At 58.2% G+C, this 15,445-nt stretch carries 10 protein-coding genes; all 10 read right to left on the reverse strand.

Features of this window, described 5'->3' with window-relative positions; all coding sequences use genetic code 11:
- Position 1: 1 nt before the first annotated feature.
- Positions 2–1,843: an exodeoxyribonuclease V subunit alpha gene (recD, locus tag IBT54_RS20325; protein ID WP_201252828.1), complete on the reverse strand. Its 1,842-nt coding sequence runs from the start codon at positions 1,841–1,843 to the stop codon at positions 2–4.
- Complete coding sequence (recB, locus tag IBT54_RS20330) at positions 1,840–5,379, reverse strand: exodeoxyribonuclease V subunit beta (RefSeq protein ID WP_201252829.1); 3,540 nt, start codon at positions 5,377–5,379, stop codon at positions 1,840–1,842. The genes recD and recB overlap by 4 nt, the downstream gene beginning before the upstream one ends.
- Complete coding sequence (gene ptrA / locus IBT54_RS20335; protein WP_201252830.1) at positions 5,376–8,267, reverse strand: pitrilysin; 2,892 nt, start codon at positions 8,265–8,267, stop codon at positions 5,376–5,378. The genes recB and ptrA overlap by 4 nt, the downstream gene beginning before the upstream one ends.
- Before the next feature lie 108 nt (positions 8,268–8,375).
- Positions 8,376–11,753, reverse strand: coding sequence for an exodeoxyribonuclease V subunit gamma (recC, locus tag IBT54_RS20340; protein ID WP_201252831.1), 3,378 nt, complete (start codon positions 11,751–11,753; stop codon positions 8,376–8,378).
- A gap of 101 nt (positions 11,754–11,854) precedes the next feature.
- The gene (locus IBT54_RS20345; protein WP_033733820.1) at positions 11,855–12,094 is read right to left on the reverse strand and encodes a prepilin-type N-terminal cleavage/methylation domain-containing protein; all 240 of its coding nucleotides are present in this window, start codon (positions 12,092–12,094) and stop codon (positions 11,855–11,857) included.
- A 46-nt stretch (positions 12,095–12,140) separates the two neighbouring features.
- Entirely contained in the window at positions 12,141–12,545 is a 405-nt protein-coding gene (locus IBT54_RS20350) for a DUF2509 family protein (protein WP_013358914.1), read from the reverse strand.
- On the reverse strand, positions 12,542–13,069 hold the full coding sequence (locus tag IBT54_RS20355; RefSeq protein WP_147790014.1) for a prepilin peptidase-dependent protein: 528 nt from the start codon (positions 13,067–13,069) through the stop codon (positions 12,542–12,544). The genes IBT54_RS20350 and IBT54_RS20355 overlap by 4 nt, the downstream gene beginning before the upstream one ends.
- A complete protein-coding gene (locus IBT54_RS20360; protein WP_201252832.1) occupies positions 13,066–13,536 on the reverse strand; it encodes a prepilin-type N-terminal cleavage/methylation domain-containing protein in 471 nt (156 codons plus the stop codon). The genes IBT54_RS20355 and IBT54_RS20360 overlap by 4 nt, the downstream gene beginning before the upstream one ends.
- A 188-nt stretch (positions 13,537–13,724) precedes the next feature.
- Positions 13,725–14,519: a thymidylate synthase gene (gene thyA / locus IBT54_RS20365; protein ID WP_013358917.1), complete on the reverse strand. Its 795-nt coding sequence runs from the start codon at positions 14,517–14,519 to the stop codon at positions 13,725–13,727.
- Positions 14,516–15,397: a prolipoprotein diacylglyceryl transferase gene (lgt, locus tag IBT54_RS20370; protein WP_041457257.1), complete on the reverse strand. Its 882-nt coding sequence runs from the start codon at positions 15,395–15,397 to the stop codon at positions 14,516–14,518. The genes thyA and lgt overlap by 4 nt, the downstream gene beginning before the upstream one ends.
- Positions 15,398–15,445: the final 48 nt, after the last annotated feature.

Below are 15,445 nucleotides of genomic sequence, written 5' to 3' on the forward strand. Positions count from 1 at the left end.
CTCAGCCGGTTTCACCCAGTCGTTCCACCAGACCGCTGCGTCGCTGCGTCTGCAGCTGCACGGCGCGCTGAAATACGCCCGGTTCGCTGTAAATGGTCAGTTGCTTACGTGCGCGGGTAATCGCGGTATAGACCAGTTCTCGGGTCAGCACCGGCAGAAACTGCGTCGGCATCACCAGCGCAGTGTGGTCGAACTCCGACCCCTGCGATTTATGCACCGTCATCACCCAGGCCGTTTCATGTGAAGGTAACCGGCTCGGCTGGATCGCCTTGATTGACCCATCCGGCAGCGGGAAAAAGACCTTCAGGTTACCCTCTTCATCCCGCAGCGTAATGCCGATATCACCGTTAAACAGGCCGAGCGCACTGTCATTTCGGGTGATCATCACCGGACGCCCGGCATACCAGCGACTGCCGATACCAGGACGCCGGATGCGCTGCAGTTGCATCAGTCGCTGCTCAATACGCTGGTTCAGGCCCTGCACGCCAAATGGCCCGTCACGTAACGCACACAGCAGCTGATAACGGCCAAAGGCGGCAATCACCTCAGCAGGATCCGCCTGCTGGTGGATAAGCTGCAGGAAGGGCTGATAGCCCTGTGCGACCTCATCCAGCATCACCTGATACGCTTCCGCGCTGTTCAGCGTCTGGTAACTGACATCGTCATGGGCCGCAGCAAATACCGCCCTGACCTGCTCTGCATCACCAAGGTTGATCGCTTTTGCCAGCTGGCCGATGCCGGATGAAGCGTCAAAACGATAACTTTTTTGCAGCAGGCAGATGCTGTCGCGCACGACCGGTGCCTGTCCATCGTCACTGCCCTGCAGCGTACAGCCGGTCAGCAGGGCGAGCTGTTCGGCCCGCGCCAGGCTGTAGCCGCTTTCCGTGCAGCGGCAGATATCGCCCAGCACCGCACCGGCTTCAACGGAGGCGAGCTGATCGCGGTCGCCCAGAAACACCACGCGGGCATGGGCAGGCAGCGCGGCGATCAGTTTTGCCATCATCGAGAGATCGACCATCGACGCTTCATCCACTACCAGCACATCAAGATGCAGTGGGTTACCGGCATGGTAGCGCAATCTCTGGGTATCGGGCTGTGCGCCCAGCAGGCGATGCAGCGTGGTGGCTTCGGCGGGAAAACGCCGCCGCTCTTCGTCGCTGACCGCCAGATCCTGCAGCGCCCTGCCCAGCGACTCGGTCAGTCGCGCAGCGGCTTTGCCTGTCGGTGCTGCCAGCTGAATCCGCAGCGCGCCGGGATTCAGCCGAATCAGGGCGGCGAGGAGTTTCGCCACGGTGGTGGTTTTACCGGTGCCCGGCCCGCCGGAAATTACCGCTGTCTTGCGGGTCAGCGCCACGGCCGCAGCAATTTTCTGCCAGTTCTCCGGCTGGTCACCAAACAGACTGCTCAGCACGTCACCCGCGGCACGCATATCAAACGCGGTTTTCACGTCCTGAGCAGCAAAAAAGTCGGCGACCCGGCCTTCACTGTGCCATAGCCGATGCAGATACAAACGTTGGTTGCTCAGCACCAGCGGCGTCACCCGACTGCCATTACTGACCGCCGACCAGTCTGCCAGGAGTGATGGCCAATCATCCGGCTTACCCGCTGCCTGCCAGATGGCCTGGGCCAGCGCAGGCTGACGCCCGGCAAACAGACTGTCTTCACAGAGGTTGCTCAGCGGCAGACAGACGTGACCTTCTCCCGCCTCTGCGCTGATGCAGGCAGCGGCAAGCAGCAGCGCAGGTTGTGATTCTGTCGCCACCAGACGGGCAAACTGAATATCCAGCGGCCGCAGGAGACGCTTCTCAACCGCCTGCAGCAGCAGACTCAGCATGTCACTCATAGCATCTCCCCGGTTTCACCAAACAGCGCATTAATCTCTTCCACAAAAGCTTCGGAAGGTCGGGTGGCAAAAATGCCGTTGTCCGCCGAGCTGCCATCCATCCCGCGTAAAAACAGATAAAACACCCCACCAAAATGGTGCTGATAGTCATAGTCCGGCAGGCGATGCTGCAGATAGCGATGCAGCGCCAGCGTATAGAGCTGATACTGCAGATCGTAGCGGTGGCCAATCATCGCCTGCGCCATCGCCTCGGGCGTATAAGCGGCGTGACTCTCTCCCAGCCAGTTCGATTTGTAATCCAGCAGATAATATTTTCCCTGCCAGCGGAAGACCAGATCGATAAAGCCCTTCAGCATGCCGCGCACCTGGCGGAAATCCAGCGGAGCGGCCTGCTGAGAGAGTGTATCGTGACGACGCAGCAGATCGTCAAGATCCGCCGCCGTCAGCAGATTGTTGATCGGCAGATAAAACTCCATCTCGATGAGCCGTTCGCTGCTTTTGATTGCCGACAGCGTCAGCCCCTCGACGTTGAGCGGGGTATGTAACACCCGATCAATCCACTGTTCAATGACCGGTAACCAGCTCAGCGGGTAACCATTGTGCTGCAGCTGATCTTCCAGCCAGATGCGATCCGGCGGTTCGGTAAAGTCGATCGACTCAAACAGACCGTGCAGGAAGGTGCCGGGTGCCGCTCCGCGAGGAAAGTGATGCGGCGTCAGTGCCGCTTCTTCACCATTTTCTTCTTCGCCCGCTGCGTCGATATCGAAGTTAGGGAGCGCATCCAGCAGTGGCGAACTGTGATGCTGTTGAAGACCGGAGTAACTGGTTACCCGCCAGACATCCGCCAGGGCGCGGGTCACGTCGCGGCTGCTTAGCGCCTCATCACCCTGCTCAGCGTCCCGCCACATTTCGCCCGGCAGCAGATCTTCTTCAACCAGTGCAATCCCTTCACCGGTTAATGCATTGAGTCGCTGGCTGAGCTGCTGCGCATCGGCCGCCTGCCCCTGCTGCACCAGGTAGCCCAGTGCGCTCTTGTGGAGATCGCTTTCGCCCTCTTTTTTACGGGTGCCTTTGATCAGCGGTGCAATGCCAACGCTGCAGTGATAAACGGAACGGGTCAGCGCCACGTAGAGCAGACGCAGATCCTCTGCCAGACGCTCCTCTTCGGCCAGCGCCAGGCTCTGCGCATCACCCTGCACATCGAGCAGCGCCGTGAAGTTGTCGCGATCGTGATAGAGCGCGCTGGCCGCCTCGCGGAACCCGGCAGCAAACGGCAGCCAGACCAGCGGATACTGCAGCCCTTTTGATTTGTGGATGGTGATGATCTGCACCAGATGGCGGTCGCTTTCCAGACGCAGCTGCTGGCTGGAGGCCTGGCTGTTTGGCCGGGCAATCTGCTGCGCCAGGAAGCGTACCAGCGCGTGCGGACTCTCCAGCTGCACCGAGGCCTCCTGCAGCAGTTCACCCAGATGCATCAGGTCAGTCAGGCGACGTTCACCGTTCTCCGAGGCCAGCATATTCTCCGCCAGTTGCCGCTTGATCATCACATCACGCAGCATCGGTAACACGCCGCGCTGATGCCACAGCTGCTGCCAGACGGCAAACTGCTCCACCAGCGCATCCCACTCGCGCTCATTCTGTGTCAGCGCGTCCAGCGTCGCCGCATCGATGGCAAAAATAGAGGTCGCCAGCGCGCTACGCAGCAGCCGTTCCTGTTCCGGTGCCTGTATCGCCTGCAGCAACCAGAGTAATTCGCGCGCTTCCGGCGTGGTGTAGACGCTGTCCCGGCTGGAGAGATAGACCGACGGAATCGACAGTGCATTCAGCGCGTCGCGAATTAAGCCGGCCTCATTGCGACTGCGCACCAGCACAGTGATATCGGAAGCCCGCACTGGCTGCAGCGCCTCACCTTTACCCAGCCAGGCTCGTCCCTGCTGTCCTGCCACCAGCCAGCGGCTGATATCGGCGGCACACTGCTGCGCCATAAACTGCTGGTAGTCACTGTTGCCGACCCCCTCGCCAGGCTGCAGCCAGAAACGTAATGCCGGTTGCTGCTGCTCATCAAAAATCAGCTTCAGTGACTCGTTGGGCGCAGCAGGTTTCACCAGCAGAAAGGGAATCGCCGAAAACAGGAAAGGTGAATCGAGCTGAGAAAAGAGGCGGTTGACGCTCTCTACCATCTCAGGTGAAGAACGCCAGTTAGTATCCAGTGTGTAGTGAGCACTGACTTCGCTTCTGGCCCGCAGATAGGTAAAAATATCCGCGCCGCGAAACGCGTAGATTGCCTGCTTGGGATCGCCAATCAGAAACAGCGCCTGCTCCGGCTGATTAATATAGAGCGTGCGGAAGATGCGATACTGCTGTGGATCGGTATCCTGGAATTCATCAATCAGGGCCACCGGGAAACGCGCCCGGATGGTTTCTGCCAGCAACACGCCGCCGGGCTGCTGCAACGCCTCATCCAGTTTACTGAGCAGATCGTCAAAACCTAACAGCGCGCGTAACCGCTTTTCACGCTGTACCGTGGCACGCACATCGGTCAGCGCCTGCGCGATAATCACATCGCGCAGCGACAAGGGTTCTGCCAGAAACTGATCGATCGCCTCAAACAGCGAGTGTCGCGGAGCATCACCTTTTTTGGTTTTCTCATCCAGCACCTGCTGACCAAAGCGTTCCAGCTCTTTCGGCAGCTGATAATCCAGCGTCTCACTGCTGGCCCACTGCGTGACTTTTGCGACCCAGTTGGGCAGATGTTTACTGCTGTAGCTGCGCTTATCCACACCCGAGGCACTGATCATGCCTTCAACATCGGCGCTAAGCGCCTGCCACTGCTGCTTGATGGCCTCAATGCGCGCCAGGTTACGGGCGTGACGTGATGCCAGCGTCTCATCGGCTGCGGGCGGACGTTTCAGGCTGGGTGATTCTCCCTGAAGCCAGGGACGCAGCGTGGTCAGCAGGCTGTCGGGTCCACTCCACTCCGCGGCAATGATCCGCGCGACATCCAGACTCAGTGGATAGCACTGACGACGCCAGAAGTCGGCGGTCGACTGTTTCAGCAGCGCCTGCTCATCTTCAATTAACTCCTGCTCAAACAGCATGCCCGATTCAAAAGCGTTGAGATTGAGCATCCGCTGACAGAAACCGTGAATAGTGAAGATAGCGGCTTCATCCATCTGCCGTTCAGCAGCCAGCAGCTGCGCGGCGGCCTGACTCAAATCGGGCATCTGCTCCAGCAGTAACTGGTGCATCGGGTTGCTGCTTTTGCCGCGGATACAGGCCAGACGCAGCTGATGAATATTCTCGCGGATGCGCCCGCGCAGCTCCGCAGTGGCGGCCTCGGTGAAGGTCACCACTAAAATTTCTTCTACCGAAAGCGGGCGGCTGTAGGCGTTTTCTCCGCCCAGCCCCAGCAGCAGGCGCAGATAGAGCAGACCAATGGTAAAGGTTTTTCCGGTGCCCGCTGACGCCTCAATCAGCCGCTCGCCTCTGAGCGGCAGCGTTAAAGGATTCAGCGAGACGGGCGGTAATTGCGTCATTGGGTCTCACTCTTTACCGGCAGCGACTGCTGCAGTTGCGCCACTTCATTCCAGGTTTTCCAGCCAGGCTGGCGGGCAAATTCAGTTTTGCCAGTGCCGGTGCCGGCAATCTGCGAGGTCATTACCATGCCCTTGTGTTCAATCACGGCCTGCCGGAAAAAGTCTGCCAGGCTGGCCGGGGTTAACTGCTGAACCTGCTCGATCACTTTTTGCCGGGTATTAAAGTGATCATTCTGCCGATCAAAGTCGCGGCTAAAACGATCCGCTTCCTCAAAAAGCGTCTGAGGACGCTGCTGCAAATCGTTGATCATCGCCTGCTGGTACTGGGCAAAATCTGCCTTACTCATGCTGCGTAATCGTTTTTCTGCCTGTGGATAGAAGGCCTTATAACGCTGCAACAGCCAGTCCGGTTGTTTGCTGTTACTTTGCAGCAGGAAGCCGACACCCCACTGTCGGCCCACCGGCATCTGGAAGGCAAACACCGCATAGCCGAGCTGCTCTTTAGTACGCAGCTGATTGTAGAACCACGGCTGAACGATCTGGCTCAGCATCGAGCTGTGCGCCATGCTCTGATATTCACCATATCCCAGTGGAACATAAAGAGCGGCAAGAGCGGAGTCGGTGCTGCTACCCTGCTGTTGCAGGTTGGCTTTCAGCGGTTTTTTAATCGTCACATACTGGCTGTGCCAGTCGCGGGTCGCATTACTCTGCATCTGCTGCTTAAGCTCATGTCCCAGCTGCGTCACGCTGTCAGCACTGAGGTTACCCACCACCAGCATCTCTGGCGTCGCGTCGCGGAACAGCGTATCGCGATAGGTCGTCACATCCTTAAGTGAGATTGTGCTGACCAGCTTGCGGCGTGTCTCGCGCTGGGTATAAGGCAGCTGCGACAGCAGTTGCATCGGCTGAATTGCCTGCTCAAACGCCTTGCCTTTTTCCGCCGCGTCCAGACGCTCCAGATACCAGGATTTGGCCTGCTCCAGCTGCTGTTCTGTCGGCTGGAAGGTGGCATAGCCCTCTACCAGTTTCTTCAGCAGCGTCGGCAGACGTTGTGTGAAACCGTTGGCGCTGAACACCAGCCCCTGATCTTCACCGGTTGAAAAGCTGATGCCGCCCACCGAGGCCTGCGAGTTAAGCTCGTCCAGTGCCAGGCTGGAGAGGTAGTCATTCAGGCCAAACAGCACCTGCTGACGGGCATCGCTGATGGCGTTTTTATTGCGTAACGCCAGGGTTATTGCTGCTTTAGGCTCGCTGGCGTAATAACGACTGGGCATCCAGTAAATGCGCATACCATCATGGTTATCCAGCTTCACCGGGTGCTGATACGTTTTTCCGTCCGACGGCAACAGGGTGAAGTCATCCGGGATATAGGGGTTCAGCACGGGCATCGCCAGCGTGATCTGGCTGGCGCGCTGCTGCCAGTCGGCAAAGGTTTGTGGCGTAATTTTCTCAACCTGATAAGGCGCATCCACAAAATAGGCGGTTTTGTTATGCGGCTCCTGCGGGCTGATATACCAGATGCGCGAATGCTGCGGGGTCATCTCGTCCAGCCGGGCTTTGATCGCAGCGGCATCGTACTGATCCGCCAGATAGGGCGCATCCAGCGTGTGTTCAACCGGCACGCGCAGCATGGTATCAACCAGCCATTCGATGTAATCCATATCGCGGGTGATAGAGGGATAACGGAAGTCGAGCGCCAGCACATGTGAAACTTCATCGAAATAGCGCTTATCATCGGCCTGCTGACGCAGCAGATTGATGTAGCTGAATATGGCCGCTACCACTTCGTCACGCTGTGCCAGGCCTTTATCGGTGAGTGACGCGGTAATCGCAAATACCCCACTGTTACGCTCGGTCATCGTGTCAGCGCCCGCATTGACCCCGTCGGCCAGCCCCTGCTTTTGCAGCCAGTCAGTCAGCGTGTTTTTGCTGCGGTTACTGATTAAATAGCTAATCAGCGTGTCGGTCTTACTGCGGAAGCTGTCGCTGTTATTGGCAATGCGAAATTCAATTTTGAGCTGCTTACGCGGCTGGGCCGGAACGTAATGAATGATGACGCCCTGCTGTGCATCCGTCACCACCGGCACCGTAATCTCCGGCACGCTGGCGTCATGATTTTGCACCCGGCCAAAGGTTTTAGCCGCAATCGATGCCATCTCTGGCAGCGGTTTGTTGCTGTAGATCACCGCCTTCATCAGGTTGGCGGAGTAATGCGTGTGATAAAAATCCAGCAGCGCCTGATGCAGTTTGCTGCCGGGCTTATCTTTCAGTGTTTCAAGATTGCCGCCCGAGAAACGTGACGCCGGATGCGCCGGGTTCAGGGTTTCAGCACCCACCTGGGCCATGCGCAGGCCATCGCGCGAGCGCGCCATGGTCAGCTCGGCGTTCACGGCGTGGCGTTCTCGATCGGCGTTAACCGGATCCAGCAGCGGCTCCGCCACCGCATCCGCCAGGCGATCAACCGCCGGTTCCAGCGAATCGTTTTCCACTTCCAGGTAAAAAGCGGTGCGGTAAGAAGCGGTGCTGGCGTTATGGCTGCCGCCATGCTTTTTCAGAAATTCGGCCAGGTTGTCCGGCTGCGGGTAGCGCTTTGAGCCCATCAGCACCATATGCTCGAGGTAGTGTGCCAGTCCCGCCTGCTGATCGGGATCGTCCAGCGATCCTATCGGTAGCGTCAGCGCCGCCAGCGATTTCGGTGCCACAGGATCGGAAACCAGTAACACCGTCATCCCGTTGTCGAGCCGGATCGCCTGATAGTGGCGCGGATCCTGTTCACTTTTGCGAATAGTGTCGTTAACTGGCTGCCAGCCTGATGATGTCTGCGCCTGTGTTGTGCAAGCCACCAGGCTTAACAATAGCGCCGCTATCCAGCGTGCATGTACCCGCATGTAAACCCCTCTCGTTTCCCGATAAACCGCCAATCTCTGACACGGCGGCTCAAAGCAGAGCAAAATTTCTGTGTAATAAGCCAGCTAGCAAAAATGCCTTCTGACCTGCTATTCATCATCCTGATGTGCAGCCAGCACCGGTAAATACCAGCGCTGTGCCGCCTCAGTTATCTGCTGCAGTTGTGGCTCATCCAGCACACGGCAAAGACGCTGCAGATAGGGATCGCCGCCCTCGCCCTCGACCTGATAGTTACCCTGCCAGGCGGTCAGCAGTCGATTACGCGCTTTGAGCTGCGTCGCTTCATCGGTCAGCAACTGCTGGCTTTTTTTGTCATAGCTGGCGGTCAGCCACGCGCCGCCACTCTTGTTAAGCAGCATCAGCGGCTGGCGCATACCGGCGAGATAGCCTGCGACATATTCATTCAGCGCAGCGATCGCCTCAGCCTGCGGTACGGCGAGGAAACACCAGCGGCTCTGTTGCCGGCCAAACATCCGGCTGCTGCCGGTGCCGCCCAGCGCGCAGTAGACCAGATGCTCCAGCCAGAGTAACAGTCCGTCGTTCATGTTGAGCACGCCCGGCCGCCAGCGCAGTAATCCGTCACTCTGCACCTGCGTCAGCCAGCCGGTTAAGCTGACCTGCTCCAGCTGCAGGTTTACTTCCCAGCTCTCGCCATCACTGCGCTGAGTGACCACTTCAGCAGCCACTTCCTGCATCTCATCACGCTGCGCCTGCCAGAACAGCTCACCGAACGCGCCGTAAGGCAGATTACCAGCCGAGCGATGGTGCGCATAAAGCCGCTGGGTGTCCTCGCCTTCGACCAGGGCATTCAGCAGCTGCGCGTTGATCTGGTAACGCTCCAGGTTGTCGAGCGCAAACGGCTCGCTGTCGGGCAGTTCGTTCTCCTCCAGCCAGAAACTCACGCCGAGCCGCTGGTGGAACCAGGCGCGGACCGGATGCCGCCAGAAACGCAGAAACGCTTCCAGCGTCAGCGCATCAATTAACGGCGCTTCCAGCGGCTGAACAAAATCGGGTTGCGGCTGCCCTGCTCCCTGCGCCGCAGGCAGCCACTCACGGGCAAAACTCTGCAATCTGGCAGTCGGCTGGAAATTCTCTGCAGCAAAGGGCATCCGGCTGTGCAGGTGCTGCAGGTGCATCCGCACCCGTTCGGCACTTTCATCCAGCTCAAGATGACCGTCGCCCTCCAGATAAAAACTCTGTCCAATGTAATCCAGCAGTTCTGTGACCAGCACCGACGGGTAGCGTTCCGTATTATCCTGAATCGCCCGGCCGATATAACTGATGTAGAGCTGCTGCTGTGCCGAAATCATCGCCTCCAGGAAGAGATAGCGATCATCATCACGGCGGCTGCGGTCACCTTTGCGGGACTGCTGCTGCATCAGGTCAAAGCCCAACGGTGCCAGGGTACGGGGATAGACGCCGTCGTTCATGCCAAGCAGACAGACCAGCTGAAAAGGAATGGAGCGCATCGGCATCAGGGTGCAGAAGTTAATCTGTCCGGCCAGAAAACGCTGGCTGATGCGCTGCTGATCAAGGCGGCTACGCAGATCATCGCGCAGCAGCGCCACCGGAATCGCCTCTTCAAAGCGCGCATCCATCCCATATTCGATCAATTGCTGCCACTGCTCTTCCACCAGCAGCAGGGCAGCCTCGGTTTCTGCATCGGGGCTGAAAAAGGCGTTCAGCAATTCCCGGCACAGTGGCAGCCAGGCGACCAGCGGACGGGGTTCGGCCAGCAGCTGTCGCCAGTGATTAAGCCGGGAGAGCAGCTCAGCCAGATGTCCCGCCAGTTCCCCCACCAGACCACTCGACTCGTCATAAGGCAGAATCCCTTCCCAGTCACCGTTGTGGCTCTCCATTGCATAACCCAGCAGCATGCGCTGCAGGCCAAAGCGCCAGGTGTGCTGGCCGGTAATCGGGAGTGACAGCGCTTCTACGCTGGCATCATCCAGCCCCCAGCGCACACCCGATTCGCTGACCCAGCGCCGGAGTAAGCGCAGGCCGCTTTCATCAATAGAGAAGTGAGCAGCCAGCGCCGGAACATCCAGCAGCGCCAGAACATCCTCTGAGACAAATCGGCTGTCCGGCAGTGCCAGCAGATTCAGAAATGCCACAATGGCCGGATGCGCCTGACTGGCCCGCCGGTCTGAAATCGCAAACGGCAGGTAGCGATCGGCGGGTGCGTTGGCAAACACCGCCTGAATAAACGGCGCGTAGGCGTCGATATCGGCCACCATGACGATAATGTCACGCGCTTTCAGCGTCGGATCGGCCTCCATCATCGCCAGCAGATGATCCTGCAATACTTCGACTTCACGCTGGGCGCTGTGGCAGACCTGAACCGCAATGGAGCGGTCCTCCGGATCCAGACAGCGCTTCTGATCGCTGTGCGCCAGTTCCGCCGCATTCAGCCCGATGACGGCGTTATCCTGCAGGTTGAGAAGATCGTGCTGCATGCAGTGCAGCAGGTTATCTGGCTCCACATCCACAAACGCATCAATATCGTCGTTTGACTCCATCTGACTGAGCAGAAAAAGGTTATCGCGCCCCAGCTTGCCCCATGAGGCAAGCAGCGGGTTAGTGAGCTGCTGTTCACCAGCGTCGTTAAACAGCGCCGGAGCCTGCTCTGCATCCCGGAAAAGTCCGCGTGATTCATCGGCACCATGACGTCGGCGCTGACGGCTCTGCAGTTTCGCCAGAAACGCATAGTCCTGAATGTCGCCCCAGTAGTCGCGGCAGGGATTGGTGAACAGCAGATGGATGTCGATGTGTCGTCCCAGCGCCTGCAACGCCTGCAGATAGACCGGCGGTAGCGCAGAAATACCACAGATGAAGACCCGTTTCGGCAGATTTTCCGGCGTGGTTTTCGCCTGCTCCAGCGTCTGGATAAATCGCGAATAGAGGTTGGCACGGTGCCATTCGGGCTGGCGCAGCGCCTGGGTGTAACTTACCAGATCGCGCCACAGTGCGGCCTGCCAGCGCTGCGCTTCGCCCAGTCCGTCAATGGTTTCGCCACGCTCCCAGCTGTTGAGCCAGTCGGCACGATAAACCAGATACTGGTCGAACAGATCGGCCACGCGTGAACTGAGCTGATACAGTTTTCGCTTGTCGCCGTCGTCATGGAGATAGTGGCGTAAAGAGACAAACTCTTCCTGTTCGAGCATCACCGGCAGCCGGTGCATCAGCTTCCAGCCCATGCTGGCCTTGCTGAAAGCACTTTCTACCGGGATATCGGGCAGTACGCGGACGAACATCTCCCAGATAAAACTGGCAGGCAGCGGGAATTCGATATTGGCCGCAATGCCAAAGGTTTGCGCCAGCTCCATCTGCAGCCATTGCGCCATTCCCGGGCTCTGTACCAGCACCATTTCTGAGGCGAAAGGATCATCAAGAGGATCATCTTTAATCACCGCCGCCGCCAGAATCTTCAGCACATCAAGCTGATTTGAGTGATAAACGTGAAACATGAAAACTCCTGTGATAACTCAGAACGTGACTACGGTATTGCGGCTCTGTCACTTTACCGCGTATCGCGGTTGAAACCCATCAAAAGGGCGACCCGCGACCTTTAACATCGCAGCCGTGTCAGAGTAGCGCGGCGCTGATAAGGCCCCGTCACGTCAGCCCGCTCCAGGGTGCAGCCTGAAGGGCCGCTCTGCTGCTGCAGCGTCGATGTCCAGCCCGCAACGTCATGCCCTGCCAGGCGCTGCTCAGCCACCCGCCATGCCTCGCGCTGATACCACTGCTGACTGAATCCCAGCGCCAGTGCGCGATGATAGTGCAACAGCGTGCTGCTGCTTAATGCCATTAACAGCAGAGCAAACAACACTTCCGGCAGACTGAATCCGCCGCATTTACTGGCAGGTTGCCGGGGACGTGAGCGGACAGTAATCAATCCAGCCGTGCGGCAGCGCACTAATCTGATTGCCCCGTAAATGCACCCAATGCCATACCGCCATGCCACTGCCGCTGGCCTCACCTTTAAGCAGACCTTCATCCCTTTCACCTCGCTGTAAACAGCTGCGCCAGCCCTGACGATCATCCTGCTGACACAGTGCTGACTCCGTCGCTGGCCAACTCAGAGAAAGACCCCATTGCAGCGCCGACTGCGCCCGCCAGAAATCCTGAATAAACTGCTGCTCATCCGCCAGCAGTCGCATTCCCTGCTCAGACATCTTTCGGCTGGCATGCAGCGTAAAGCTGCCGATCACCATAATCATCAGCACCATGCCCAGCGCACTGCTGCCTCGCTGCTTCACAGGTTCACGCCCTCTATCCAGCTCTCCACCGTTTCAAGCCAGCGTCCGGCCCGTCCCTGCAGCGCGATCCTGACCTGTGTACCCTGCTGGCTGATGCGGAACTGCTCCACTGTCATGAATGCGGGATCGGAGAGCCGTTCCCAGCCCGCTGACTGACACTGGTCAACGCCGCGCTGCATCTCAAGCTGCTGCTGGCGCAGGCGAAAGCCGTAATAGTCACTCTCCGTATGGCCCACCGGTTCCCATTTACCGTTGCTGTTCTCATCCCAGCGCAGCAGCAGGCAGTTCTCGCTGATTTTCAGCGCACCACTGCCGCACTCACCGTGACAATAACCGGCACGCCGCACTGCCTTTTCCAGCGTGGCCATCATCTGCTGTAACTCCTGACGCAGCTGCGCCTGTTGCAGTACGCCAGCACTCTCCGCCAGCAACAGCGGCAGAAAACGCCCGGTACTTAACATGACGACCGCGCTGATTGCCATGGCGATTAGCATCTCCAGCAGGCTGAATCCGGCGATTTTCAACGGCACGTCTCCTCATCCATCATGCAGAGGCGAATACGGGCTCTGGCTGAGATAATCAGCCGCATGCGTCCGGCGCTGTTTCCCAGCTCTATACTGCCCGCCTTAGCGACATTGCGGCGGCCATAGAAACCCGGCTCGCCCCGAATGTCATAGAGCGCCACGCCCGTGTGCGGCGCGATGAAATGCAGCCGTTTCCCGTGAACGCACCCCGCAATGGGGTGGCTGCCGGCACCGATGCACCAGGGATCGCCAGGCAGTGACCATAACACCAGGTCGCTATTTTGCCGGTTGGCCTGGGCACGCAGTCGTAGCAGGAATCCCTGCAATTGCTGAGCGCTGTCGCGCAGTTGCTGCCGCTGTTGCCAGCGCTGCCAGCCGTGTAGCGCGGCAAGGCTTAGAATGCCGGCAATCACCATTACCAGCAGCAGCTCCGGCAGGGTAAAACCGCGTAAGTGTGCTGTTTTCATGGCGTCAGAGTGCGGGTGATGAACAGTCGAAACAACAGGTGTTGTGACAGGCTGGAAAGCGTGCCGCAGAGAATCTTCCCCCCCACACAGGCAGTGGCAGAAGCGTGCGAGGGGTGCCGCAGATTTACCGGTATGCAGGCAAAAAAAAGCCCCGGCGAAGTTGCCAGGGCGTTATCGTTTACTGCGGATCAGATGGCGACAGGCGCTTTGATCGCGGGATGCGGATCGTAGCCTTCAATCTCGAAATCGTCGAACTGATAGTCAAACAGTGATGCTGGTTTGCGTTTGATCACCAGCTTTGGCAACGGACGCGGCTCGCGGGTCAGCTGCAGGCGCGCCTGCTCCAGATGGTTACTGTAGAGGTGCGTGTCACCACCCGTCCAGACGAAGTCGCCCACCTGCAGATCGCACTGCTGCGCCACCATATGCACCAGCAGCGCATAGCTGGCGATGTTAAACGGCAGACCCAGGAAGATGTCGCACGAGCGCTGGTAAAGCTGGCAGGAGAGCTTGCCGTCCGCCACATAGAACTGGAAGAACGCATGGCACGGTGCCAGCGCCATCTCGCTGAGCTCACCAACGTTCCAGGCAGAAACGATAATCCGGCGTGAGTCAGGATCGCGCTTCAGCTGCTCCATCACCTGGCTTAACTGGTCAATTTCCTGACCGCTGGCCGTGCCCCAGCTGCGCCACTGTTTGCCATACACCGGGCCGAGATCGCCATTCTCATCTGCCCACTCGTCCCAGATGGAGACGTTATTTTCCTTAAGATAACCGATGTTGGTGTCACCTTTCAGGAACCATAGCAGCTCATGAATAATGGAGCGGATATGGCATTTCTTGGTGGTGACCAGCGGAAAACCATCCTGCAGATTGAAACGCATCTGGTGACCAAAAATTGAAAGCGTACCGGTGCCGGTACGGTCAGCTTTTGGTGTGCCTTCGTGCAGCACATGTTGCATTAAATCCAGATACTGTTTCATTTTTCCTCGCGAAATTGTGGCTGCGGGCGACGACGATACGCCCAGATCATCATAATAATACCGGCAATAATCATCGGCACAGAGAGGATCTGTCCCATACTGATTCCGCCTTCAAACAGGCCAAGCTGGGCATCCGGCTGGCGGAAGAACTCAACGATGATACGGAAGGCGCCGTAGCCAATCAGGAACAGGCCAGAGACGCTGCCCATCGGGCGCGGCTTGCGAATAAACAGGTTCAGAATGATAAACAGCACCACACCTTCCAGCGCCAGTTCATAGAGCTGCGAAGCATGACGTGGCAGTACGCCGTAGGTATTAAGCAGTTCCTGATATTGCGGATTGGTGGCGGCCAGCGCGACATCTTCGCTGCGGGAGCCAGGGAACAGCATGGCGTAACGGAAGCCCGGATCGACACGTCCCCACAGCTCGCCGTTAATGAAGTTGCCGAGACGACCGGCACCCAGACCAAATGGAATCAGCGGCGCAATGAAATCCGAAACCTGGAAGAAATTACGTTTAGTGCGGCGGGCAAAAATCAGCATCACCACAATCACCCCGATCAGGCCACCGTGGAACGACATGCCGCCATCCCAGACTTTGAACAGATAGAGAGGATTTTCCAGGAACAGCGGTAAGTTGTAGAACAGGACATAGCCGATACGGCCGCCCAGGAAGACGCCCAGGAAACCAGCGTAAAGCAGGTTCTCAACTTCCTCTTTTTTCCAGCCGCTGCCAGGCTGATTGGCGCGGCGTACTGCCAGCCACATGGCGAAAACAAAGCCCACCAGATACATCAGACCGTACCAGTGCAGCGAAACCGGTCCGATCGAGAAGATCACCGGATCGAACTGCGGAAATGCAATATAGCCGTTATTCATCATTCACCGTCTATTTTTCAACCCTGAAAAGGGGCGTTGTCAGGCACA

This window comes from Pantoea sp. S62, assembly GCF_016658625.1.
Taxonomy (GTDB): domain Bacteria; phylum Pseudomonadota; class Gammaproteobacteria; order Enterobacterales; family Enterobacteriaceae; genus Pantoea; species Pantoea vagans.

What these genes read in the sequence shown, in the direction of transcription:
- recD (WP_201252828.1), bottom strand. Translation starts at nt 1,843, where the DNA reads ATGAGTGACATGCTGAGTCTGCTGCTGCAGGCGGTTGAGAAGCGTCTC.
- recB (WP_201252829.1), bottom strand. Translation starts at nt 5,379, where the DNA reads ATGACGCAATTACCGCCCGTCTCGCTGAATCCTTTAACGCTGCCGCTC.
- ptrA (WP_201252830.1), bottom strand. Translation starts at nt 8,267, where the DNA reads ATGCGGGTACATGCACGCTGGATAGCGGCGCTATTGTTAAGCCTGGTG.
- recC (WP_201252831.1), bottom strand. Translation starts at nt 11,753, where the DNA reads ATGTTTCACGTTTATCACTCAAATCAGCTTGATGTGCTGAAGATTCTG.
- IBT54_RS20345 (WP_033733820.1), bottom strand. Translation starts at nt 12,094, where the DNA reads ATGGCATTAAGCAGCAGCACGCTGTTGCACTATCATCGCGCACTGGCG.
- IBT54_RS20360 (WP_201252832.1), bottom strand. Translation starts at nt 13,536, where the DNA reads ATGAAAACAGCACACTTACGCGGTTTTACCCTGCCGGAGCTGCTGCTG.
- thyA (WP_013358917.1), bottom strand. Translation starts at nt 14,519, where the DNA reads ATGAAACAGTATCTGGATTTAATGCAACATGTGCTGCACGAAGGCACA.
- lgt (WP_041457257.1), bottom strand. Translation starts at nt 15,397, where the DNA reads ATGAATAACGGCTATATTGCATTTCCGCAGTTCGATCCGGTGATCTTC.